This is a genomic window from Reyranella sp. (assembly GCF_030651995.1).
Lineage (GTDB): Bacteria > Pseudomonadota > Alphaproteobacteria > Reyranellales > Reyranellaceae > Reyranella.
Genome location: NZ_JAUSBN010000035.1, coordinates 76,566 through 98,130, shown reverse-complemented (window position 1 = coordinate 98,130; position 21,565 = coordinate 76,566). Strand labels below are relative to the sequence as shown.

Genomic DNA, 21,565 nt, shown 5'->3' with positions numbered 1-21,565 from the left:
GTCACCAAATCCCCTGCACGACGGCGATGTTCATACTCAGACCGACCTTGAAGACGAGCGTGCAGAGGACAGAGAGCACGACGATGTTGCCGATCACTTCCGGGAGCTTGAATTCCTCGCCGGCCAACGACGCGATCATGACGAGAACGACCAGCGCCGGGATCAGGCCCGCACGCTCGAAGAGCAAGGCGAAGCAGACGATGCCGATGGTGACGAGCGTGATCGGCTTCCATTTCGGCCTCTCGACCGGCTCGCTGCCGCTCACCACGGCGACGATACAGATCAGCACACCGAGTGCGAGCATGATGAAGGACAACATGCGGGGCACGTAGCCCGGTCCCATCCGGACGGGGGTGCCCACGGCGAGATGCTGGCCGACATAGAGAGCGCCCAGACCAAAGGCGACGAACATCAACCCGGACAGGAAGTCCTTGGTTACTACCCGATTCACGGTGTTTAGCTCCCCCCAAACCTCTACGCTGTGTCGCGACGGCGTAATCGCGAAACACAGCCGCGGACCGTACTGGCGGATACTTACGCCAAGCTGACGCCGGGACCGCTCAGCCCCGCTCTCCGGAATGAAGGGACATTCAGGGAGACGTCCGCCAGCCTGCGCGCCCGTTTGACGGGGCGCCCGGGTGATGTGCGGAATGGCGGTGTGAATTATCGAGCCACAGGGAGAGCTGCGTGAGCGACAAGACTTATGGATTCGAGACACTGGCCCTGCATGCCGGTGCGGCGCCCGATCCGACGACCGGCGCGCGCGCACAGCCGATCTACCAGACGACGGCCTATGTCTTCGAAGACGCCGACCACGCGGCGGCACTGTTCAATTTGCAGACCGTGGGATTCATCTATTCTCGGCTGACCAATCCCACGAACGCCGCCCTCGAGACCCGGCTGGCGACGCTGGAAGGCGGCCGCGGCTGCACCGTCGCCTCCTCGGGCCACGCGGCCCAGGTCCTCGCCCTCTTCCCGCTCATGAATCCCGGCGCCGAGATCGTCGCCGCGTCGCGTCTCTATGGCGGCTCATTGCAGCAGATGAAGAACACCTATCCCAAGTTCGGCTGGACGGCGAACATCGTCGATGCCGACACGCCCGACAATTTCAAGCGCGCCGTCACGGACAGGACGAAGGCCTTCTTTATAGAGAGCCTTGCCAATCCGGGTGGCGTCATCAGCGACATCGAGGCGATCGCGCGCATTGCCGAGGATGCGGGCGTGCCCCTGCTGGTCGACAATACGCTGGCGACGCCCTGGCTGTGCAAGCCGATTGAATACGGCGCCACGCTGGTCGTGCATTCCACCACCAAGTTCCTGAGCGGCACCGGCACGTCGATGGGCGGCGCCATCGTCGATTCCGGCAAGTTCGACTGGTCGAGGGGGGCTAGGTTCCCGAGCCTCGCCGGACCGGAGCCCGCTTATCATGGGCTGAATTTCTACGAGACCTTCGGCGACATGGCCTACACGTTCCACAGCCACGCCGTCGGCCTGCGCGATCTCGGCCCCACCCAGGCGCCATTCAATGCCTGGCTCACGATGCTCGGCATGGAGACGCTCGGCCTGCGCATGGAGCGCCACTGCGCCAATGCGCTCGCCGTCGCGCAACATCTCGAGAAGCATCCGGCCGTGGCCTGGGTGAACTACGCCGGCCTGCCGTCGAACAAGTACAATGGGCTCGCGAAGAAGTACCTGCCAAAGGGGGCCGGCTCGGTCTTCACCTTCGGCGTGAAGGGCGGCTACGATGTCGGCGTGAAGGTCGTCGACAGCGTCGAACTCTTCTCCCACCTCGCCAACATCGGCGATGCGAAGAGCCTGATCATCCACCCCGCCTCGACCACGCACCGCCAGCTCTCCGAGGAACAGCGCGTGGCGGCAGGCGCCGGCCCGGACGTGTTGCGCCTGTCGATCGGCATCGAAACGGTTGCAGACATCATCGCCGATCTGGATCAGGCTCTGGAAGAGGCGACGCGCTCCTAGGCCGTCGTCCCTACGCCGGGGAACACGGCGAGGCAGGAGGATGGAAATGCTCAGCAAGGCGGACAACGAGTTCCTGACCCGTGCCGGCAAGGGCACGCCCATGGGCGAGATGTTGCGGCGTTTCTGGATGCCGGCGCTGCTCTCCGAGGAACTACCGGAGCGGGACGGGCCACCAAAGAAGATCCGCCTCCTGGGCGAGGATCTGCTGGCCTTCCGTCAGACCGACGGAAGGGTCGGCATCGTCGAGCCGCACTGCCCGCATCGCGGCGCCAATCTCTATTACGGCCGCAACGAGAATTGCGGCCTGCGTTGCTCCTTCCACGGCTGGAAGTTCGATATCGACGGCAACTGCGTCGACCTGCCCACGTCGCCGCCGGAATCGACCTACAAGGAGACGATCAAGCTCCTGTCCTACCCGGTGTGCGAATGGGCCGACATGGTCTGGGTCTATATGGGCCCACGCGAGCACATGCCGGAGCTGCCTCAGCTCGAGCTCGGCCTCGTTCCCGCCGGCCATCGCTACGTTTCCAAGAAGTGGCAGGACTGCAACTGGGTGCAGAGCCTTGAGGGTGCCATCGACACCGCGCACTTCTCTTTCCTCCACGCGATCCCGACCAAGGATGAAGCGGCGCGCCTCGACATCCTGCGCAAGACCTCCGCCATTGGACAGGAAGGTGGCCTGGCGGACCGCAGCCGTTGGGTGACCGACGATCCGCGACCCAAGTTCAGAATCCAGGGCCATGACGCCGGGCTGGTCATCGCCGCCGCCCGCAAGACCGATACGACCGACCTCTACTGGCGCATCGCGCAGTATCTCGCGCCCAACCACGCGCTGGTACCGGTCGCCTTCCCGGGCGAGGTCTATCACGGCCAGACCTGGGTGCCGGTCGATGACACGAGCTGCTGGATCTATACGTACAGCTGGGTTCCAGACCGGCCGCTCACCAACGCCGAGCGCACCAAGTACGCGTCGGGCCTCAGTCTGCATGCCGAGATCGACGAGCACTACGTGCCGAAGCGCAACATGCGCAACGACTACATGATCGACCGCGAGCTGCAGAAGACGCTGAGCTACACGGGCATCAGCGGGGTCTCCGACCAGGATGCGGCGATCCAGGACAGCCAGGGCGCCATCCAGGACCGCACAGCCGAGCATCTCGGGCCCACGGATGTCGGCATCATCGAGTTCCGCAAGCTGGTGATGGCGGCCGCCCGCGCGCTCCAGCAGGGCGAGCCGCCCCGCGCGGCGGCCGCCGCGGCACGCTATGCCGTGAGGGCGGGCGGATGGATCGCAGCGCCGGAGAAGGATCTCACGACGGTGATGACGGAGCGCTTTGGCCACCGGCACGGTTATGTCGGCGGCGAATACGGGCTTCCGGAATAGAGGGTTAGACCGGCGTGACGCGCTGCACTATCGTTCGCGCGATTGTGGTTTGGGGAGATGTTTCGTGACCATCAAGATTTACGGGCCAACGGCCTCTCGCGCGGCGCGCGCCCTCTGGATCGCGCATGAACTCGGCATCCCGTACGAGCACATCGCCATCGAGATGAAGGATCTCAAGAATCCCGACTTTCTCAAGGTCAATCCGAACGGCAAGGTGCCGGCCCTGGTGGACGGCGAGTTCAAGCTTTTCGAGTCGATGGCGATCAACCTCTACCTCGCGGCCAAGCACGACAAGGACGGCTTCATGCCGGGGAGCATCGAGGATCAGGCGCTGTGCAACCAGTGGAGCTTCTGGGGCATGACCGAGCTCGAGAAGCCGCTGCTGACGATCCTGATCGACATGTTCATGACCGCGCCCGACAAGCGCAAGCCGGAGGCCGTGGCCGAGGCGCAGAAGGCGCTGCCGAAGCCCCTGGCGGTGCTCAATGCGGCGCTCGAAGGACGCGATTACCTGCTGGGCTCGACCTTCACCGTCGCCGACCTGAACCTGGCCTCGATCATGAGCTGGGCCAAGCCGATCAAGATCGACTTCAGCCAGGTCCCGAACGTCAATGCCTGGCTCGACCGCTGCCTGTCGCGCCCCTCCTACAAGGCGGCGCGCGGCGCGAAGTAGCCGCTGCTACTCCGCGGGAGCGACCCGCGGTGCCGGCAACGAGGCATCGCGCTCGTTGCCGGGCAGCAGCAGCGCTACCAGCGTGATTACGACCGAGGTGGCGGCGAGGCCGAGGAAGAGCAGTTCGAGGCTTCCCGTCGTCTCTCGCACCCAGGCAATCAGCAGGATGGCGAGCGGCCCTGCCCCGAAGGCCACGACGAACTTCGCGCCGAAGCCCAGCCCGTGATAGCGGCTGGGCGTATAGCGGGCGATCAGGATATTCTCGATCGGCCCCGCCGCCGCGCTCAGGACCGCGGAACCGATGGCGCCCAGCATCGCCACGTAGCCGTTGCCCATGGCCAGCGCGAGCATGGCGATCACCTGCAGCGCCGACGCCACGATATAGGTCGCCTTCAGCGGATAGCGGTCGATGATGCGCCGGCCCATCGCATATTGCGCCACGCCCGAGACGACGTAGATCATCGACGTGGCAAGCCCCACCCACAGCACGATCTGGGTGGCGACACCCCACGAGGCCAGCCCGTCGCGCAGCGCCGAGATCTCGGGTGCGAGCTTCACCTCGAAGACCATCGCCGCGCCAAACATCACCGCCTGCCAGATGACGCCTTCCAGCGCCATGGTGACGGAGAGCACCGAGAAGACCCGCCAGAAATCACGGCGGCCAACCTGAGTGCCCTTCGCCTGCGGCATCGGCCGGTCGCCGACCTTGCCCTGGCGGATCTGGATCCAGAGGACGACGCCGACGATCAGACAGACGATGCCGGGAACGATGAAGGCCGCGCGCCACGAGGCCAGCGTGATCAGGACGCCGGGCACGATACCGTAGAGCGCCAGGCCCGCACTCCCCCACAGGCCATTCACGCCCATCGCATGGCCCTGCTCCCTGGCCGTGCGGATGACCCAGCCGATGCCGACCGAGTGGTAGAAGGCACCGAAGGCGCCAATGCCGCACAGGGCCAGCGACAGCGCCAGCGTGTCGCCGGTCGGAACGAGGCCGCAGGCGATCGACGACAGGCCGAGGCCGAGGAACATCACGACCATCATGGCCGGCGCCCCGAACCTGTCCGAGGCCCAGCCGGCCGGCAGTGACATGACGCCCAGCAGGATCGTGGCCGGCGCATAGAGACGCAGCAGATCCTCGGCCGGCAGGTTCCAGGAAACCGCGAGGGTCAGCACGATGACGGCATAGAAGGCCGTCATCATGTGCATCAGCGCGTGGCCGATGGAGGAGAAGAGCAGGACGCGCCGTCCGGGATCGATCATGCAGCCTGTATCCTTTGTCGCCCCGTTCCCTGCAAGCGCGGCTTGCGGCAATGCTGCCATTCGCGCTAAAGCCCCCCTGCCGCGGGCTTACCGGCCGGCGGCACCGGTCGGGGCGTAGCGCAGCCTGGTAGCGCATCAGTCTGGGGGACTGGGGGTCGCAGGTTCAAATCCTGTCGCCCCGACCAATTAATTCTCTTTGAAGCGTTCCGCGCCCCTACCGGCAGGCCAGCGGGCCCGTGCCCTTCGTGCGCCACTCCTTCAGGCAATCGCTGTCGTCCTTCATCACGATCGGGATGAAGTAGAGCGACTGCTGGCCTGTGATGAGCTGCTGCTGGTTGATCCAGGTGCCCGGCGCCGGCACGCGGGTCCGGTAGCGGACGGCATCCTCGCCCGCCCCGGCGGTCAGCGTCGGCGTCTCGACGATCGGCTCCGGTCCGTAGATCCCCGCCGCCGTCGCGTCGCCCGTGCGTCGTCCGCCGCTCACCAGCCAGAGCTGGTTCTGCTTGGCCGAGGCGTAGGGGAAGAAATCGGCGCGGCCGGTCGGCGGATTGCTCACGGCGAACAGCCTGGCATCGATCTGCACCTTGAGCGGCTCGGGACGTCCCGCCGGCGCCGCAAGGATGTCGGCGCGCAGGGCGCCATAGAGGCCGCCCAGCTCCGGCACGCGCAGCTCCTCGGCCAGGGCTAGGCCCACGCGACCGAGCGGCGTGTCGATCACGACCGGCGCATCACCGGCACTCGCCCACCCCGCCGTCGCGGCCGAGAGGTGCGTCGCGCGATAGCGGCCGAGCACCGTGCCTTCGGGACCGGCAAGCGTCACCGTATGATAGACCTTGTCGCCATCTCGCTCCGGATAGCTGCCGACGACATAGCCGGCGCCGGCTTTCGCCGCCGCACCCAGGGCCTGCTCGAAGGCGCCGCCGCGCGCCTCGGCTCGGTTCTTGATGTCCGCGGCCGCGATCCCCGAGGCCAGGCCCGACAGTTCGGGCAGCACGAGGAGCTCGCCGGCGCCGGGGCGGGCCGAGGACAGGAGCGATGGCCCCTCGGGCCACTGCGCCGCCGCGAGCGACACCGAGCGAGGCGTTACGGTCGCGTTCGCATCGGTCGGGCTGCGATGCAGCGCCAGCACCGGCGAGTAGAGTTCGGGGCGGCGGCGCGCCAGTTGAGCGCCCCGCTCGGCATCCGCATCGGCCGGCGTGATCGTCGTCGCATAGACGCCGGCCAGACCGGGCGGAAGGTTTTCGGGCGGCACCACGGGCGCCTGCACGAGCTTCTCCCCCTTCGGCGACCAGATGCTGGAGCCGCCATTGTAGTAGAGCTTTCCGCCGGTGATCGGGTTGGTCTCGACGCCGGTGCGCGTGGCGCCGACGACCCACACGCCATTCTGGGCGCTCATGTACTGGACGTTCGAGACCGTCGAGTGATTGCCGGTCGCCTCCGCCGGCGGCGTGCCGGGCATCACGCGATCGGAGACCGAGTGCCAGCCGATGATCTGCGCGCCGCGCAGGGCCGCGAGGCGGGCATACTGCCAGTAGGTATCGTCGTAGCAGATCAGCAGCGCGATGCGGCCGAGTGGCGTGTCGAACACCTCCACGCCGGTGGTACCGGGCGCAAAGACCTTCTGGTCCTGCGGATTGAGACCGTTCTTGCGGTACTTGCCGATGATGCCACCCGGTCCCAGCAGCACCGCCGTGTTGTAGACGAGCCCTGTGGCACCATCGCGTTCGGCGATGCCGACGCTCATGTGCATGCCGGTGCGCTGAAGGATCGGCAGCAGGGCGGCGGTCGCGCGGCCGGGGATCGTGTCGACGAACGGGGCGAGCTGCTGCGGTCCGCTGAACAGGTAGCCGCTCACCGCGGTTTCCGGGAACACGGCATATTCGACGCCTTGCCTGGCAACTTCCTCGGCGGCCCTGGCAAGCCGGGCGACGTTGCCGTCGAGATCGCCCCAGGCCGGCACGAAGTCGACGGCCGCGACCTTGACCTGCTTCCGGGCGACGGCTGTTTGCGCGCTTGCGGGCAAAATCGCCGCCAGCAGCGCCATCGCGCTGACGAGCCCTACGGACATCATCGACTTGAATGACATGACCCCACCCCCCGGAACCTGACGGGAACACACTGCCGTAAAGCTGCAATATTTTACAGCGCGGCAATCTTGTGAATTGTCGCCTGACAGAAAGGCCGTTGGTACCGAGGAGCGTTACCGCTCGGACGCGACCTGTCGTCCCCGCTCCGTGAGCTTGCAGACCAGCCAGTCCGGCTTGAGCGGGTTCTTGAACCAGGGCTGCGCCCAGCCCGCTGCCAAACACCGCTTGACGATGTCAATATGAACCTCCTGACCGTCAAGATCGAAGAGAGGCAGCTTGCCCCCCGGCTGCGTCAACCCGCGTCTCAGGTACAGTAGTTCGCTTATGGTTGGAAGATCGACTTCCAACACATTGTCATTAAAGGAATTTAATTCAAACGAGCGCGCGTAGTGGCGCGCGAAATCGCGATTCACAAGCACGGTCACGTCCCCCTTTGACGATTCCGTTGAAGGCCCCTCGCCGGGCACGATACGCTCGCCCGGACAAAAACCAAATAAAATCAGTTACTTGATACACTTTCTTACAAAGGCCACCCGATCTGGTGGTCTTTGGACGCCCAACCTGCAAGTCCTAGAGCGCCGCCCCCGGCGATGCTCCAGGCTTGAAGGCCTAATTCTGCGTCTTCAGCGTGCTGCGCAACTGCGTCAGCGCCTGTTCGAGGTCTTCCAGCACCGACTCGATCTCGCGCCGCTTGTGGAGGTCGAGCACGGCCGCGCGCGGCGTCGTGGTCGAGGGTTGCGGACCGGTTCGCGGCAACGGCTGGCGGGTGCCGCCGGCCATGGCCTCGGCACGGGCGGAAACGATGCGCAGGCTCTCCAGGGCGCTCTCGGCGGCAAGGTCGAGACGTTGCGCCGGCAGGCGGCCACGACCTTCCTTCAGAAGGCGCTGGACGCCCTTGATCGTGTAGCCGTCTTCGTAGAGCAGCGTGCGGATGCGGCGAAGGAGGTCGATGTCTTCCGGCCGGTAGTAGCGCCGGCCGCCGCCCCGCTTCAGGGGGCGAACCTGGGTGAACTTGCTTTCCCAGAACCGCAGCACGTGCTGCGGCACGTCGAGCTCGGTCGCGACCTCGCTGATCGTACGGAACGCCTGCGCCGACTTCTCGACCCGTCTTTCGACGGTCTGAACCGAAACGGCCATCTCTGATCCCCTCGTGTTCCCAACTACCCCTTGTTCTCGCCGGGCGCCCCGTTGATCAGTGATTTCAGGACATTCGACGCTCGAAAGACGAGGACCCGCCGCGGCAGAATGGGAACTTCCTGCCCGGTTTTCGGGTTGCGGCCGACACGCTGCCCCTTGTCGCGAACCGTGAAACTCCCGAACGAGGAGATCTTCACCGATTCGCCGCGCGCCAACGCTTCCACAACCTCGGAGAGAATGGTCTCCACGAGATCGCTGGATTCATTGCGAGACAGGCCCACTTCCTGGAACACTGATTCGCTCAAATCGGCGCGCGTAATAGTCCGGCCGTCCACTCCGGTACCTCTTCTTCCCCCAGTTAATCCTTAACGTAAGGTGGGAAAGCGGTCAATATCAGTGGGATAGCGGCAGGACTTGAATCGCCGCCTGTTCACGTTCCGTTGGCTATAATTCTCGCATTACCAACGAACGAGGCTGGCGCCCCACGAAAGACCGCCGCCGATCCCCTCGAGCAGCAGCAGGTCACCCTTCTTGATGCGGCCGTCCTTGACCGCGACATCGAGCGCCAGCGGGATCGACGCGGCGGACGTGTTGGCGTGCTGGTCGACCGTCACCACGACGCGCTCCGGCGACAGGCCGAGCTTGCGGCCCGTGCCGTCGATGATGCGCTTGTTGGCCTGGTGCGGCACCAGCCAGTCGATGTCCTTGGCCTTGAGCCCCGCCTTCTCCAGCACCTCGCCCACGACGGCGGCCATGTTGACCACGGCGTGCTTGAAGACTTCCTTGCCTTCCATGCGGAGGAAGCCGGTGGTGCGGGTCGAGGACGGTCCGCCGTCGACATAGAGGATGTCGTGATGGCGGCCGTCGGAATGCAGCGCGTTGGCGAGGATGCCCCGATCGTTCGAGGTGCCGGCTCCCTGCTCGCCCTTCAGCACGATGGCGCCCGCGCCGTCGCCGAACAGCACGCAGGTGCCGCGATCGTCCCAGTCGAGGATGCGCGAGAACGTTTCCGCGCCGATCACCAGGGCGGTCGAGGCGAGGCCGGTCCTGATCAGGCTGTCGGCGACGGAGACGCCGTAGACGAAGCCCGCACACACCGCCTGAACGTCGAACGCCGCCCCCTTGGTCATGCCGAGGGCGGCCTGCACGCGCGTCGCCGTGGCCGGAAATGTCTGGTCCGGCGTCGCCGTCGCCAGCACGATCAGGTCGAGGTCGGAGGCCTTGATGCCGGCATGGTCGAGCGCGCGCTGCGAGGCCTTGATCGCCAGATGGGACGTGAACTCGCCCTCAGCGGCAATGTGGCGCTGGCAGATGCCGGTGCGCTGGCGGATCCACTCGTCGGTGGTCTCGACGGACTTCGACAATTCCTCGTTGGTGACGACGCGCTCCGGTAGATACGAACCGCAGCCCTGGACGACAGAACGAATCACGCAGTTCCTCCGGTGGCCTGCAGCGATGCGGCCGGCGTTTCGGCCGTCGAGGTGATCTCGTGCAGCCGTGCCAGCCCCTCGACGAGCTTGCTCTTGTATTCGTAACGGACCAGGTCGACCGCGACGCCGATCGCGTAGGCGAAGCCCAGCGCGTCCGTGCCGCCGTGGCTCTTTACGCACACCCCGTCGAGACCGAGGAACACGCCGCCATTGTAGCGGCGCGGATCGACCCTCTTACGCAGTTTCCGCCAGGCACCGGATGCAAACAGGTAGCCGATCTTGGCAAAAGTGGATGTGCGGAAGGCGTCGCCCACGAACTGGAAGGTGAGCTTGGCGGTACCCTCGATCGCCTTCAGCGCGACGTTTCCCGTGAACCCGTCGGTGACCACCACGTCGGTCACACCGGCGCCTATGTCGTTGCCTTCGACGAAGCCATGGAAATTTACGGGTGAGCCTTCGCGGCGCAACCACGCCGCCGCCTGCCGCAGCTCCTCGTGTCCCTTGAGTTCCTCCGAGCCGACATTCAGCAAGCCGACTTTCGGGGCGTCGAGGCCGAGCAACGCCTGGGCGAACACGCTGCCCATCACGGCGAACTGCGCGAGGTTCTCGGCATCGCATTCCAGATTGGCGCCGAGATCGAGCATAACGGTCTCGCCCCGCGATGTCGGCATGAACGAAGCCAATGCCGGCCGGTCTGCGCCCTCGAGCATGCGCATCGCAAACATCGAGATGGCGAGAAGCGCGCCGGTATTGCCGGCCGACACGATCGTGTCGGCACGGCCCTGGGCCGCCGCGTCGACGGCCATCCACATGCTGGACTTGCGGCGGCGGCGCAACGCGAAGGCCGGCTTGTCCTCCGCCAGCACCGCGTCTTCCGACGGGACGATCTCGAGCACCTGCGCCAGTCCCTTGCGCTTGTCGACAAGGGCCTTCAGGCGCGGCTCATCACCGAACAGCAGGAACGACGTGCCGGGATAGCGCTCGCGGGCGATATCCGCGCCGTTCACGATGACATCGGGAGCGTGATCGCCGCCCATGCCGTCGAGTGCGAGTACGATCTTGCTCGCACTCACCGTCGCGCTCCGCCTGTCGAATGCCAGCGCATTGCCGGCGGCGTGCGTCGGACTACTTCTCGGCCGACGCGGTGTCGGCCAGGACGGGCATGTCCTCGCGGTAGTACCCGCAATGCGAGCAAACCATGTGCGGGCGCTTCAACTCGCCGCAATTCTTGCATTCCACGAATGCCATGGTCGGCAACGCATGGTGCGAGCGACGCATGTTGCGGCGGGACTTCGAAACCTTTTTCTTGGGAACTGCCATGACGATCTCCACGAAGAGGGCCTCGCCCGCCTTGTACAAGCAGGGCATGCCCCCAAAAAAGCTGCAGCCGCGCTCTATAGGCGCGGCGGGCGGCCCTCTCTAGCCAAAACGTCTCACCGCCGCAACAATTTACCGGCCGCGGCGGGGCTTGTCCTTCAGGGCCGCCAGACCGGCGAAGGGATGCCTGCGCTGCTCGGGGGCCGCACGGCGTGCCCCGCCCTTCGGCTTGGGAAGTACGTCTTCGAGCCTGATTCCGGGCCGCCTCGGATAGGGATCGGCCGTCAGCGACAGCTGCTCGGCTACGATTTCACCCACATCGAGCATGTTTCCCGTGAGGGGCTCCGGGGCATCGCCCTGTGAATTCAGGAGCGCTTCCCCACTCTCGGGATCGCGGTCTTCCGCCACATCCTCGGCGAAGACCAGCCGGAAGGCGTCGTCCAGCTCCTGTGTCACCGGATCGAGGCTCAGGATGCAGGCCTGGACAAGCCGGCCCTTGAGGCGGCCCTCGACGACGACCTGTCCGCCCGGCCGACGGTCCACCGTCACCCGCGCCGAAAAGGCCGGCAGGTCCAGAAAGCCGAAGCGTTTGGCCAGCGCCCCTCGTTCGTTCTCGGTCGTGGAAATCTCGAGCGCCGTCCCATCGGTCCCGAGCTTGTCGAGATCGAGCATGCGCTCCATTTCAGATTGTATTGTTCTTTCCGAGCCTTGCGTCATTTTCTTAATTCACTTTATTAGGTCGTTGCGGGCCGTTGAACCGAGCGATTTCGCGTAGTCCCGAACATAAGCCTCGAGCCGAACCACGGCTTCGGAATCCTGCGGCGACGTACCGCCGTAGGCGTTGCGGCGCAAGACCTCTGCAAGCGGCGTAGGGCCATCGTTCAGGGCCTCGCGATAGGCGAGCGCGCGCCCGTGCAGTCCCTCCGCCATGATCTTGATGCGCCGCCCGACCCCCAGATCCTGGATGCCGATCTCGCGCAGCGTGAGGTCGAGATGGCGGAACATGGAGTCGAAGAAGGCCTGGGACAATGCCTCGCCGTCCGGCTCGCGCCGCAATCGATCGATCATCAACGCGGCGTGCAGCGCCAACGAATCGAAGCGGCCGTCCAGCGTATCGGGAATGCCGCAGGCCTCGAACAGCTCAGCCGCGCGCGCCTGCTCGGCGACACGCTTGTAGATGGCGGCTGCGAAATCATCCTCTGGCTTGCGTCGGCGGAACACGAACGACTCCCTCCCCAACTGGCCGCGGGACAACAGGTTGACCCGGCCCCTTCATCGCGACATCTTGCGGTCCCTCTTCCCGCAAAGCCAAGAAGCAGTCCATGCGTCGCACCGCCCCGCTCGCCCTCGCTGGCGCCCTCGCCCTTTCCGCCCTTGCGCTGGGCGGCTGCGAGAACACTGTCTACCAGCGCGGCTTCGCCGCGACGCCCGGTTCGGTCGAAAAGCTCGAAGTTGGCGCGCAGAGTCGCGAGGACGTGGTCCGCCTGATCGGATCGCCCTCGGCCGTCGCGAGCTTCAATCCGAACATCTGGTACTACATCAGCGAGACCCAGGAGTACTGGGCCTACACCAAGCCCAAGATCAGTTCGCAGAAGGTGATCCAGGTCACGTTCAGCGAGTCGGGCCGCATCGAGGCCATCAAGAACTACGACCTCAAGGACGCACAGGACATCCAGATGGTCCAGCGCATCACGCCGACTTCGGGCAAGGAACTCACGATCCTCGAGCAGGTGCTGGGCAATGTCGGCCGCTTCACCGGCCCGAAGCAGAGCGGCGGCACCCCCGGCGCCCCGACCAGCGGCGGCGGAATCTAACGGCCCGGCAGCGCCAGACCTGGCCCGGCGCCCGACGGGCGCCTCAAAGAAAAAGCCCCGGTCCTTCGACCGGGGCTTTTCCATTTGGTGTTTCCGCCTGCGCTCAGTGCGCCAGGACGGCGAGGAGAAGCAGCGCCACGATGTTCGTGATCTTGATCATCGGGTTGACCGCAGGGCCCGCCGTATCCTTGTAGGGGTCGCCGACAGTGTCGCCGGTCACCGCCGCCTTGTGGGCGTCGGATCCCTTGCCGCCGAAATGCCCTTCCTCGATGTACTTCTTGGCGTTGTCCCAGGCACCGCCGCCCGCCGTCATCGAGATGGCGACGAAGAGGCCGGTGACGATCACGCCGAGCAGCATGGCGCCGACCGCCGCGAAGGCATCGGAGCGGCCCGCGATCCACGAGATCACGAAGAACAGCACGATCGGCGAGAGCACCGGCAGCAGCGACGGGATCATCATCTCCTTAATCGCCGACTTGGTGAGCATGTCGACGGCGCGGCCATAGTCCGGCCGCTCCGTGCCCGCCATGATGCCGGGCTTCTCCCTGAACTGCCGGCGGACTTCCTCGACCACCGACTGCGCGGCACGGCCGACGGCCAGCATCGACATGCCTCCGAAAAGGTACGGCAGCAGGCCGCCGACCAGGAGACCGACCACGACGTACGGGTTCTTCAGCGAGAAATCGACCGCCGTGACGCCCAGCTTGCCCGCGGCGATGAAGTAGTCGAGGTCCGACGTGTAGGCCGCGAACAGCACCAGTGCACCGAGGCCGGCCGAGGCGATCGCGTAGCCCTTGGTGACGGCCTTGGTGGTGTTGCCGACCGCGTCGAGTGCGTCGGTGTTCTTGCGCACTTCCTTCGGCAGGCCGGCCATTTCGGCAATGCCGCCGGCATTGTCGGTAACCGGACCGTAGGCGTCGAGGGCGACGATCATTCCCGCGAGCGCCAACATGGCGGTCGTGGCGATGGCGATGCCGAACAGGCCTGCCAGGATGTAGCAGGTCACGATGCCGGCGCAGATCAGAAGCGCCGGGCCCGCCGTGGCTTCCATCGACATCGCGAGACCGGCGATGACGTTGGTGCCGTGGCCGGTGACCGAGGCCTGCGCCACCGCCTTCACGGGACGATAGTCCGTACCGGTGTAGTATTCGGTGACCCAGACGATCAGGCCGGTGATCGCGAGGCCCACCAGCGAACACCAGAACAGCGACATGCCGGTGAACGAGCGATCGCCCACGGTCAGCACCGTGCCCATGCCGACCAGCCGGTCGGTGGCGATGTAGATGGCCGGGATCGACAGAACGGCCGCCACGATCACGCCTTTGTACATCGCCCACATGATGTTGCCGTCCGAACCGAGACGGACGAAGTAGGTGCCGATGATCGAGGTGATGATGCAGGCGCCGCCGATGACCAGCGGATAGGCCATCAGCTTGCCCACGAGGACCGGATCGGCCGCGAAGAAGATCGAGGCGAGGACCATCGTGGCGACGGTCGTCACCGCATAGGTCTCGAACAGGTCGGCGGCCATGCCGGCGCAGTCGCCGACATTGTCGCCCACGTTGTCGGCGATGGTCGCCGGGTTGCGGGGGTCATCCTCCGGGATACCCGCTTCGACCTTGCCGACCATGTCGCCGCCGACATCGGCGCCCTTGGTGAAGATGCCGCCGCCGAGGCGGGCGAAGATCGAGATCAGCGAGGCGCCGAAGCCGAGTGAGACGAGCGCATCGATCATGACGCGGCTGCCGCCCGGGATGCCCATGTTGAGCAGCACCGCGTAGTAGCCGCCGACGCCGATCAGGGCTAGGCCGGCCACCAGCATGCCGGTCACCGCCCCCGCCTTGAAGGCGAGGTCGAGGCCCGAGGCCAGGCTCTTCTGGGCCGCCACGGCGGTGCGCACGTTGGCGCGGACCGAGACATTCATGCCGATGAAACCGGTGGCACCTGACAGAACGGCACCGATCAGGAACCCGATGGCGGCGAATTTGCCGAGCAGGAGGGCGAGAACGACAAGGACGACGATGCCCACGATGCCGATCGTGGTGTATTGGCGGCGCAGATACGCGGCGGCGCCTTCCTGAATGGCTTGCGCAATTTCCTGCATACGCGGCGTGCCGGCGTCGGCCGCCATTACCCGCGATGCGGTAACGACGCCATACAGTACGGCAATCAAGCCGCAACCGATGACGCCCCAAAGAACCGTGGACATGTTTCCCTAACCTATTGTTTTTTCGTCGCTTTTACGCACATCGCGACCTGAAGCACGCGTACTCCCCCCGGGCGCGAGGTGGGCGGAAAAATGACAGATGGGCCGTGCACGCGCAACCGAAGAGGAGGAAAAGCCACGTTGCCTCAAGGGCTTGGCTTCAGACGCGTGACGGATTCCGCAACCGGTAAATGCCGATGACGAGCAGCGCGACCAGAACCAGGACGAGCGCGACGTAGTTCAGGGCCGCCCACCCCTTAAGTTCCAGCACGACGCTGGCCATCAGGCTGGCCACGGTCGTAACGCCGAACACCATGAAATCGTTGAAGGCCTGGGCCTTGCCCCGCTCGGCCGATCGGTAGGTCGTGGTGAGAAGCGTGGTCGCGCCGACGAACAGGAAGTTCCAGCCCACCCCGTTCAGGGTGAGCGCGCCGCGGAAGTGCCATTCGGTGATGCCCATCAGCGCCACGATCACCCCCGCCACCAGCAGCACGATGCCTGCGATCATGACATTGAAGATTCCGAAGCGCGCGATCAGGTTGCCGGTGAAGAACGACGGAACGAACATGCCCATGACGTGCACGAAGATCGTTACCGGGGCCTCGGTCGCCGAGAGGCCGCACTGCACGATGGCCAGCGGCGAGGCCGCCATCACGAAGGACATCACGCCGAAGGCGATCATCGCACCGGCACATGCCACCATGTAGGCCGGCTGGGTGACGATCTGGGAGAGCGGACGCTGGGGCCCGGTCACATCCTCCACCTTCACTTGCGGGAATTCGATGAAACCCAACACGATGAAGACAAGGATGTGGATGACGATAACGGCGCAGAAACTCGCCTGGAAGAGCGGCAACCAGAGATCTGGCGTGAAGCGGGCCAGGGTCGGACCGAGGATGCCGGCCAGTACACCGCCCGCCGTGACATACGAGATCGCCTGCGCGCGATGAGGGGCCGGTACGAGCTCCACGGCAGCGAAGCGGTAGAGCTGCATGTTGGCGATGGCGTAACCCAGGAACAGGCCGCCGAAGCACATCACCGGGAAACTGCCAAGGCCCAGTCCGAGGGCCGCCAGCGAGGACCCGAACATGCCCATCAGCGAGCCGCTGCGGAAACCGAACCTGCGGCCACGCCGCATCATGAGCAGCGACGCCGGAAAGACCGACAGCATCACCCCGAGATGCTGCATGGTGACCGGCATGTTGGCCCACATGCGCATATCGGGCGAGACGATGGTGAGAACCGCCAGCGCCGACGAAGCGAACATCAGCGTATTGCTGCTTTGAGTCAGCGCCTGGCAGATCGCCAGCAAGGCGATGTTTCGCATCGACCGGCGCGGCATGCGCCCGTCGGAGGCCGCGGGCATTTCCTGCACCTTCGAAGATCCGTCCATTGGGCCGGCACTCTAGTTAGGCGCCCTGCCGACGCCATGGTGCGCCACGCAGTGCAGCTATGAGAAGGTGTGCTTCACTAGAAGTGAACATATCCTTTACGGGGGGCCTCGACGATTCTGCCGCAAGACGTCACCGCGACCCCGGTGCCGCGGGCGAAGCGGCCGATGCACGTGATCCGGATGCCGGCCCTACGCGCGGCGGCCTGCAACGCCTCCCGCCGACGCACCGGCACCGCCATCACCAGCTCATAGTCGTCGCCGCCGCCCAGGACGTTCGCCCACAGGCCGGGATTCGCCGCCACGGCGGCACGAGCGGCCGGCGACAGGGGGACGTCGTCGCGTTCGACGCTCACAGCCAGCCGGGAGGCGTCGGCAATGTGGCCTGCATCCGCCAACAGCCCGTCTGAAACATCGGCCATCGCCGTCACGACCCCGGGCAGAAGTGGTCCCAAGATGCAGCGCGGCTGCGGCAGGCGATAGCGAGTCTCGAGAAAGGCACGTTGTCGTGCCGTCAACACCGGCAGGGCGCCTTGCGCCGCCAGCAGGCCGAGCGCCCCATCGCCGATCGTGCCGCTCACCCAGACCTCGTCCCCTGCCCGCGCGCCTGCGCGGGTCACGCCCTCGCCCCGCCCAACCCGGCCGAACGCGGTGATGGTGATCGTGAGCGGCCCGGGCGTTACGACCGTGTCGCCGCCACAGAGGACAATGCCGAAGCGGCGCTGGTCTGCAGCCAGCCCTTTGGCGAAGGCCGCAACCCAGGCCTCCTCCCAGGTCGAAGGCAAGGCGAGCGAGAGTTGATAGATGAACGGCGTCGCGCCCCCGGCGGCCAGATCGGACAGGCAGACCCGGAGCGCCTTGGCGGCAATGCGCCCGGGCAGATCGTCGGCCAGGAAATGCACACCCGCCACGATCGTGTCGGTCTTGACCACCAGGTCACGCCGCGCGTCCGCCGGCAGGAAAGCATTGTCGCTCTGGAGACCGCCCGCCCCCTCGAAGTCACGGGCGAGCGGCGCGAAGTAGCGGGCGATCAGTTCGAATTCGCCGACCCGCCGCGCCCGCGCCATGACAGTCTACTTCTGGTCGGACGGCCGCGCCTGGCGTGCCACGCGGTCGAGAACGGAGTTGATGAAGCTCGGCTCGCCCTTGTCGTAGAAAGCGTGGGCGATCTCGACATACTCGTTGATGACGACGCGCAACGGCACATCGTGGCGGTGCGCGAGTTCGTAGGCGCCAGCGAGAAGAATGGCACGCACCAGGCGGTCCACCCGCGCCCAGGTCCAATCCTGCGCCAGCGAGGCCGACACGAGCGCCTCCAGTTCGTCGCGCTTGCTGGCGGTGCCCTCGACCACATCCTTGAACAGCGGCTTGTCGGCATCGCGGCGCATGCCGCCCTCGCCCGACTCTCCGGTCCGGACCTTCAGGAACTGCTCGACGATCTCGGCCGGGGCGTCCTGCCCCTCCTGCCATTGATAGAGCGCCTGCACCGCCGCCAGCCGTGCGGCCTGGCGACGGCTGGGGCCGGCCGGCTTGGCGTCGCTCACGTCTTGTTCCAGCGACGGCCGAGCGCCACCATGGCGAGACAGGCATGGGCCGCGTCGCCGCCCTTGTCGCCGCGGTCGGTGAAGGCACGCGCCCGCGCCTGCTCGACATTCTCGACGGTGACGATGCCGTAGCCGATGGCGAGCTTCTTCTGGACGGCGAGATCCATCAGACCGCGCGCGCTCTCGCCACAGACATAGTCGTAGTGCGTGGTTTCTCCGCGGATCACACAGCCCAGAGCGACATAACCGTCGTAGCGCCTGCCCTTCTTGCCGGCCGCCAGCGCAATCGCGCCAGGGATTTCGAAGGCGCCCGGTACGAGGACGCGCTCCGACTTCGCGCCGTTCTTCGCGATCTCGCGCTCCGCGCCCTCGATGAGCGCATCGGCGATGTCGGCATAGTAGCGCGACTCCACGATCAGGATGCGCGCGCCCTTGACGCCCGCGACCGCCGGCCGGGCGGTCGGATTTTCCGTCCGTGTCGACATGTTCAGACCTTTGCGCGGCCGGGAACCGGCTTCTGGGCGACGATCGTGAGGCCGAAGCCCTCGAGAGCGACGACGCTCTTCTGCGAATTGCTGAGCAGCACCATTTCCTTCACGCCGAGATCGAGCAGGATCTGGGCGCCGACACCGTAATCACGCAACTCCTGCCCCGACGGCTCGATCGGTTCGCCGGCGCGGCGGCGCTGCTCGGCCAGAACGACGGTGAGCGGCTCGCGGATCAGCACGATGACGCCGCGGCCTTCCTTGGAAATCTCGCGCATCGAGGCCTCGATCTCGCCGCCCCGGCCGCCGCTGCGCTGCCCCAGCGTGTCGGTGAACATGTTGACGGCATGCATACGGACCATGACGGGACCGCCCGCCGCGGGATCACCCTTCACCAGGGCGACGTGCTGCGCCATCGTCACCTTGTTCACGTAGACGACGCAGCGGAAGTCGCCGCCCCAGGTGCTGTCGAGCGTGGTCTCGCTGATGCGCTTCACGATCGAATCGTAGCGGCGGCGATAGGCGATCAGGTCGGCGATGGTGCCGATCTTGAGCCCGTGGCGCTGCGCGAAGGTAATCAGATCGTTGCGGCGGGCCATCGTGCCGTCGTCGTTCATGATCTCGCAGATCACGCCGGCCGGATTGAGGCCCGCCAGACGGGCGAGATCGACCGCGGCCTCGGTGTGGCCGGTACGCTCCAGCGTGCCGCCGTCGCGGGCGACCAGCGGGAAGACGTGGCCGGGCGTCACGATATCCTGCGGTCCGCATGACGGGTCGATTGCGACGGAAACGGTGCGCGCGCGATCGGCAGCCGAGATGCCGGTCGTCACGCCTTCGCGCGCCTCGATCGAAACGGTGAAGGCCGTCGAGTGACGGGTGCGGTTGTTCTGCGACATCAGTGGCAGGCCGAGCTGTTCGACCCGATCGCGCGTGAGGGCCAGGCAGATCAGGCCGCGCGCGTGCCTGGCCATGAAGTTGATCGCGTCGGGCGTCGCCCATTGGGCCGGGATCACCAGGTCGCCCTCGTTCTCACGATCCTCGTCATCGACGAGGATGAACATCCGGCCCTTGCGGGCCTCCTCGATGATGTCCTCGGCGGCGGCCTTCACCTCGGCGAAGGTGATCCGCCAAGCGTCCTTTTCGAGCGCACTCATGATTTCTGATGCTCCAACAATCGCGCAACGTAACGCGCGAGCATATCCACCTCAAGGTTGACCCTCTGGCCGACCCGGGCCTGTCCCAGCGTCGTGACCGCCTGGGTATGTGAAATCACGTTCACCCCGAAGCGATTGCCATCCACTTCATTGACTGTGAGCGAAATACCGTCGATTGCAATGGAGCCCTTCGCCGCAACGAACCGCGCCACTTCGGTCGGCGCCTCGAACACGAAGCGCACGCTGCCGCCTTCCGGTGTCATCGACGCGATCTTTCCCACGCCGTCGACGTGACCATAGACCAGATGACCGCCCAACTCGTCGCCGAGCTTCAACGACAGTTCGAGGTTGAGGCGGCTTCCGACGGTCCAGTCCCCCAGGTGCGTCTTGTCGAGACTCTCTGCCGAGACCTCCACGGCGAACCCGCCGGCCTTCTTCTCGATCACGGTCAGGCAGCAGCCCGAGCAGGCGATCGAGGCGCCGATGGCAATCGGCGTCATGTCGTGTTTCGTGGCGATCACGAACCGGCGGTCGCCTTCCTTGCCGCCCGGGTCGACCGAGACGATCTCGCCGATATCAGTCACTATGCCTGTAAACATGGCCGCTACTTAGTCCTCTCGCCGCCAGGTTTCCAGCGTGTCGCCCTGCAGTAGCCGCGCCGAAACCAGCCGGAACCGGGGCGCGGAACCCAACCGTGCAAATTCCAGTCCGCCGACCGCAGAGCGGCTGTCTCCGCCAAGGACCAAACCTGCCCGGTAGCTCGAAATGCCGTCGACGAGACCCGCCTTCAGGAACGAGGCGGCAACCTGGCCGCCGCCTTCCACGAGAATCCGTGTCAGCCCCCGCCCGCCCAACGCCCGGGCGGCCGCCAGGACATCGATGCGATCGTCGCGGCCCTCCTCGACTTCGACGATCTCCACGCCGAGCGCGTTCAGCGTCTCCCGTCGATCGGCCGGCGCGGACCTCGTGCAGACCAGCCACACCGGCGTCACCCGCGCGGACGTCGCGAGTTTGGACCTGGGCGACAGGCGCGCCTGCGAATCGAGGACGATCCGAACGGGCGAGCGTGCCGCGAGCCCCGGGAGACGGCAGGTGAGTTCCGGGTCGTCGGCGGACGCCGTCGCGGCGCCGACCAGGATCGCGTCGTGGATGGCCCGCAGTCGGTGACCGTCGCCGCGCGCGGCCTCGCCGGTGATCCATTTGCTCTCTCCCGAAGCGGTCGCGATGCGACCGTCGAGCGAGCCCGCCATCTTGAGGTGAAAGAGGGGGCGGCCCTCACGGACCCGCAACAGGAAGCCGGCATTGATCTCGGCCGCGTCGGCGGCGCCCTCCCCGACCTCGACGGCGATCCCGGCCGCCTTCAGCCGCGCATGCCCCTGCCCCATCACCCGCGGATCCGGATCCTCGAGCGCGGACACGACACGAGCAACGCCGGCCGCCACCAGCGCATCGGCACAGGGCGGGGTGCGGCCGTGATGCGAGCAGGGTTCCAGGGTGACGTAAGCCGTGGCGCCCTTCAGCGACAGGCCGGCCCTTGCCGCCTCCGCGATCGCGTCGGCCTCGGCGTGCGGCCGGCCGCGGTCTCTCGTCCTTCCACGGGCGATCACGTGCCCGTCCCGCACGATCACGCAGCCGACGGCGGGATTGGGCCAGGTTCTGCCGAGCGACCGCCGCGCCAGCGCGAGCGCTGCGCGCATCATC

General features: G+C 66.2%; 23 protein-coding genes and 1 tRNA gene. 5 read left to right on the top strand and 19 right to left on the bottom strand.

The window, feature by feature from the left end; all coding sequences use genetic code 11:
- Nucleotide 1: 1 nt before the first annotated feature.
- On the bottom strand, nucleotides 2-451 hold the full coding sequence (locus tag Q7V45_RS09665; RefSeq protein ID WP_304850741.1) for a tripartite tricarboxylate transporter TctB family protein: 450 nt from the start codon (nucleotides 449-451) through the stop codon (nucleotides 2-4).
- Between the two features lie 236 nt (nucleotides 452-687).
- Between Q7V45_RS09665 and Q7V45_RS09660 the strand changes: the two genes are divergently transcribed.
- From Q7V45_RS09660 to Q7V45_RS09650, 3 genes are all read left to right on the top strand, one after another.
- Nucleotides 688-1,980: an O-acetylhomoserine aminocarboxypropyltransferase gene (locus Q7V45_RS09660; protein WP_304850738.1), complete on the top strand. Its 1,293-nt coding sequence runs from the start codon at nucleotides 688-690 to the stop codon at nucleotides 1,978-1,980.
- 46 nt (nucleotides 1,981-2,026) lie between these two features.
- On the top strand, nucleotides 2,027-3,364 hold the full coding sequence (locus Q7V45_RS09655) for a Rieske 2Fe-2S domain-containing protein (protein ID WP_304850735.1): 1,338 nt from the start codon (nucleotides 2,027-2,029) through the stop codon (nucleotides 3,362-3,364).
- Nucleotides 3,365-3,428: 64 nt separating this feature from the next.
- Nucleotides 3,429-4,037, top strand: a complete 609-nt coding sequence (locus tag Q7V45_RS09650) for a glutathione S-transferase family protein (RefSeq protein WP_304850731.1) — start codon at nucleotides 3,429-3,431, stop codon at nucleotides 4,035-4,037.
- 6 nt (nucleotides 4,038-4,043) lie between these two features.
- On the opposite strand, the gene Q7V45_RS09645 is transcribed toward Q7V45_RS09650, so the two are convergent.
- Complete coding sequence (locus Q7V45_RS09645; RefSeq protein ID WP_304850728.1) at nucleotides 4,044-5,300, bottom strand: nitrate/nitrite transporter; 1,257 nt, start codon at nucleotides 5,298-5,300, stop codon at nucleotides 4,044-4,046.
- A 108-nt stretch (nucleotides 5,301-5,408) separates the two neighbouring features.
- On the opposite strand from Q7V45_RS09645, the gene Q7V45_RS09640 reads away from it, so the two are divergent.
- A tRNA-Pro gene (locus tag Q7V45_RS09640) sits at nucleotides 5,409-5,485 on the top strand.
- 29 nt (nucleotides 5,486-5,514) lie between these two features.
- Here the strand turns inward: Q7V45_RS09640 and Q7V45_RS09635 are convergent.
- From Q7V45_RS09635 to Q7V45_RS09595, 9 genes are all read right to left on the bottom strand, one after another.
- The gene (locus tag Q7V45_RS09635) at nucleotides 5,515-7,386 is read right to left on the bottom strand and encodes a nitrilase-related carbon-nitrogen hydrolase (RefSeq protein ID WP_304850725.1); all 1,872 of its coding nucleotides are present in this window, start codon (nucleotides 7,384-7,386) and stop codon (nucleotides 5,515-5,517) included.
- Between the two features lie 114 nt (nucleotides 7,387-7,500).
- Nucleotides 7,501-7,812, bottom strand: a complete 312-nt coding sequence (locus tag Q7V45_RS09630; protein WP_304850722.1) for a hypothetical protein — start codon at nucleotides 7,810-7,812, stop codon at nucleotides 7,501-7,503.
- A 184-nt stretch (nucleotides 7,813-7,996) separates the two neighbouring features.
- Nucleotides 7,997-8,524: a MerR family transcriptional regulator gene (locus tag Q7V45_RS09625; protein WP_295136313.1), complete on the bottom strand. Its 528-nt coding sequence runs from the start codon at nucleotides 8,522-8,524 to the stop codon at nucleotides 7,997-7,999.
- 23 nt (nucleotides 8,525-8,547) lie between these two features.
- On the bottom strand, nucleotides 8,548-8,859 hold the full coding sequence (locus Q7V45_RS09620) for an integration host factor subunit alpha (protein ID WP_230548991.1): 312 nt from the start codon (nucleotides 8,857-8,859) through the stop codon (nucleotides 8,548-8,550).
- A gap of 123 nt (nucleotides 8,860-8,982) precedes the next feature.
- Nucleotides 8,983-9,954: a beta-ketoacyl-ACP synthase III gene (locus Q7V45_RS09615; protein ID WP_304850713.1), complete on the bottom strand. Its 972-nt coding sequence runs from the start codon at nucleotides 9,952-9,954 to the stop codon at nucleotides 8,983-8,985.
- Nucleotides 9,951-11,027, bottom strand: a complete 1,077-nt coding sequence (gene plsX / locus Q7V45_RS09610; protein ID WP_304850708.1) for a phosphate acyltransferase PlsX — start codon at nucleotides 11,025-11,027, stop codon at nucleotides 9,951-9,953. The genes Q7V45_RS09615 and plsX overlap by 4 nt, the downstream gene beginning before the upstream one ends.
- A gap of 52 nt (nucleotides 11,028-11,079) precedes the next feature.
- Complete coding sequence (rpmF, locus tag Q7V45_RS09605) at nucleotides 11,080-11,274, bottom strand: 50S ribosomal protein L32 (RefSeq protein WP_304850705.1); 195 nt, start codon at nucleotides 11,272-11,274, stop codon at nucleotides 11,080-11,082.
- 129 nt (nucleotides 11,275-11,403) lie between these two features.
- On the bottom strand, nucleotides 11,404-11,943 hold the full coding sequence (locus Q7V45_RS09600; protein WP_304850702.1) for a DUF177 domain-containing protein: 540 nt from the start codon (nucleotides 11,941-11,943) through the stop codon (nucleotides 11,404-11,406).
- A gap of 54 nt (nucleotides 11,944-11,997) precedes the next feature.
- Nucleotides 11,998-12,492 carry a ubiquinol-cytochrome C chaperone family protein gene (locus Q7V45_RS09595; RefSeq protein ID WP_304850698.1) on the bottom strand — a complete coding sequence of 165 codons (495 nt, stop codon included), beginning with the start codon at nucleotides 12,490-12,492 and terminating at the stop codon, nucleotides 11,998-12,000.
- A 101-nt stretch (nucleotides 12,493-12,593) separates the two neighbouring features.
- Here Q7V45_RS09595 and Q7V45_RS09590 point away from each other — a divergent pair, with 101 nt between their 5' ends.
- The gene (locus tag Q7V45_RS09590) at nucleotides 12,594-13,085 is read left to right on the top strand and encodes an outer membrane protein assembly factor BamE (protein ID WP_304850695.1); all 492 of its coding nucleotides are present in this window, start codon (nucleotides 12,594-12,596) and stop codon (nucleotides 13,083-13,085) included.
- A 103-nt stretch (nucleotides 13,086-13,188) separates the two neighbouring features.
- Here Q7V45_RS09590 and Q7V45_RS09585 read toward each other — a convergent pair whose 3' ends face one another.
- The 8 genes from Q7V45_RS09585 to ribD all read right to left on the bottom strand — a co-directional run bounded on the left by Q7V45_RS09585 (nucleotide 13,189) and on the right by ribD (nucleotide 21,564).
- Nucleotides 13,189-15,294, bottom strand: a complete 2,106-nt coding sequence (locus Q7V45_RS09585; protein WP_304850692.1) for a sodium-translocating pyrophosphatase — start codon at nucleotides 15,292-15,294, stop codon at nucleotides 13,189-13,191.
- Between the two features lie 157 nt (nucleotides 15,295-15,451).
- Nucleotides 15,452-16,684: an MFS transporter gene (locus tag Q7V45_RS09580; RefSeq protein ID WP_304850689.1), complete on the bottom strand. Its 1,233-nt coding sequence runs from the start codon at nucleotides 16,682-16,684 to the stop codon at nucleotides 15,452-15,454.
- 77 nt (nucleotides 16,685-16,761) lie between these two features.
- Nucleotides 16,762-17,748, bottom strand: coding sequence for a thiamine-phosphate kinase (gene thiL / locus Q7V45_RS09575; protein WP_304850685.1), 987 nt, complete (start codon nucleotides 17,746-17,748; stop codon nucleotides 16,762-16,764).
- Nucleotides 17,749-17,754: 6 nt separating this feature from the next.
- The gene (gene nusB / locus Q7V45_RS09570) at nucleotides 17,755-18,225 is read right to left on the bottom strand and encodes a transcription antitermination factor NusB (RefSeq protein ID WP_304850682.1); all 471 of its coding nucleotides are present in this window, start codon (nucleotides 18,223-18,225) and stop codon (nucleotides 17,755-17,757) included.
- Nucleotides 18,222-18,710: a 6,7-dimethyl-8-ribityllumazine synthase gene (locus Q7V45_RS09565; protein ID WP_304850678.1), complete on the bottom strand. Its 489-nt coding sequence runs from the start codon at nucleotides 18,708-18,710 to the stop codon at nucleotides 18,222-18,224. The genes nusB and Q7V45_RS09565 overlap by 4 nt, the downstream gene beginning before the upstream one ends.
- Nucleotides 18,711-18,712: 2 nt before the next feature.
- Entirely contained in the window at nucleotides 18,713-19,864 is a 1,152-nt protein-coding gene (gene ribB, locus Q7V45_RS09560; protein WP_304850675.1) for a 3,4-dihydroxy-2-butanone-4-phosphate synthase, read from the bottom strand.
- A complete protein-coding gene (locus Q7V45_RS09555) occupies nucleotides 19,861-20,463 on the bottom strand; it encodes a riboflavin synthase (RefSeq protein WP_304850672.1) in 603 nt (200 codons plus the stop codon). Before Q7V45_RS09555 ends, ribB begins: the two co-directional genes overlap by 4 nt.
- Nucleotides 20,464-20,472: 9 nt before the next feature.
- On the bottom strand, nucleotides 20,473-21,564 hold the full coding sequence (gene ribD, locus Q7V45_RS09550) for a bifunctional diaminohydroxyphosphoribosylaminopyrimidine deaminase/5-amino-6-(5-phosphoribosylamino)uracil reductase RibD (protein ID WP_304850669.1): 1,092 nt from the start codon (nucleotides 21,562-21,564) through the stop codon (nucleotides 20,473-20,475).
- Nucleotide 21,565: the final 1 nt, after the last annotated feature.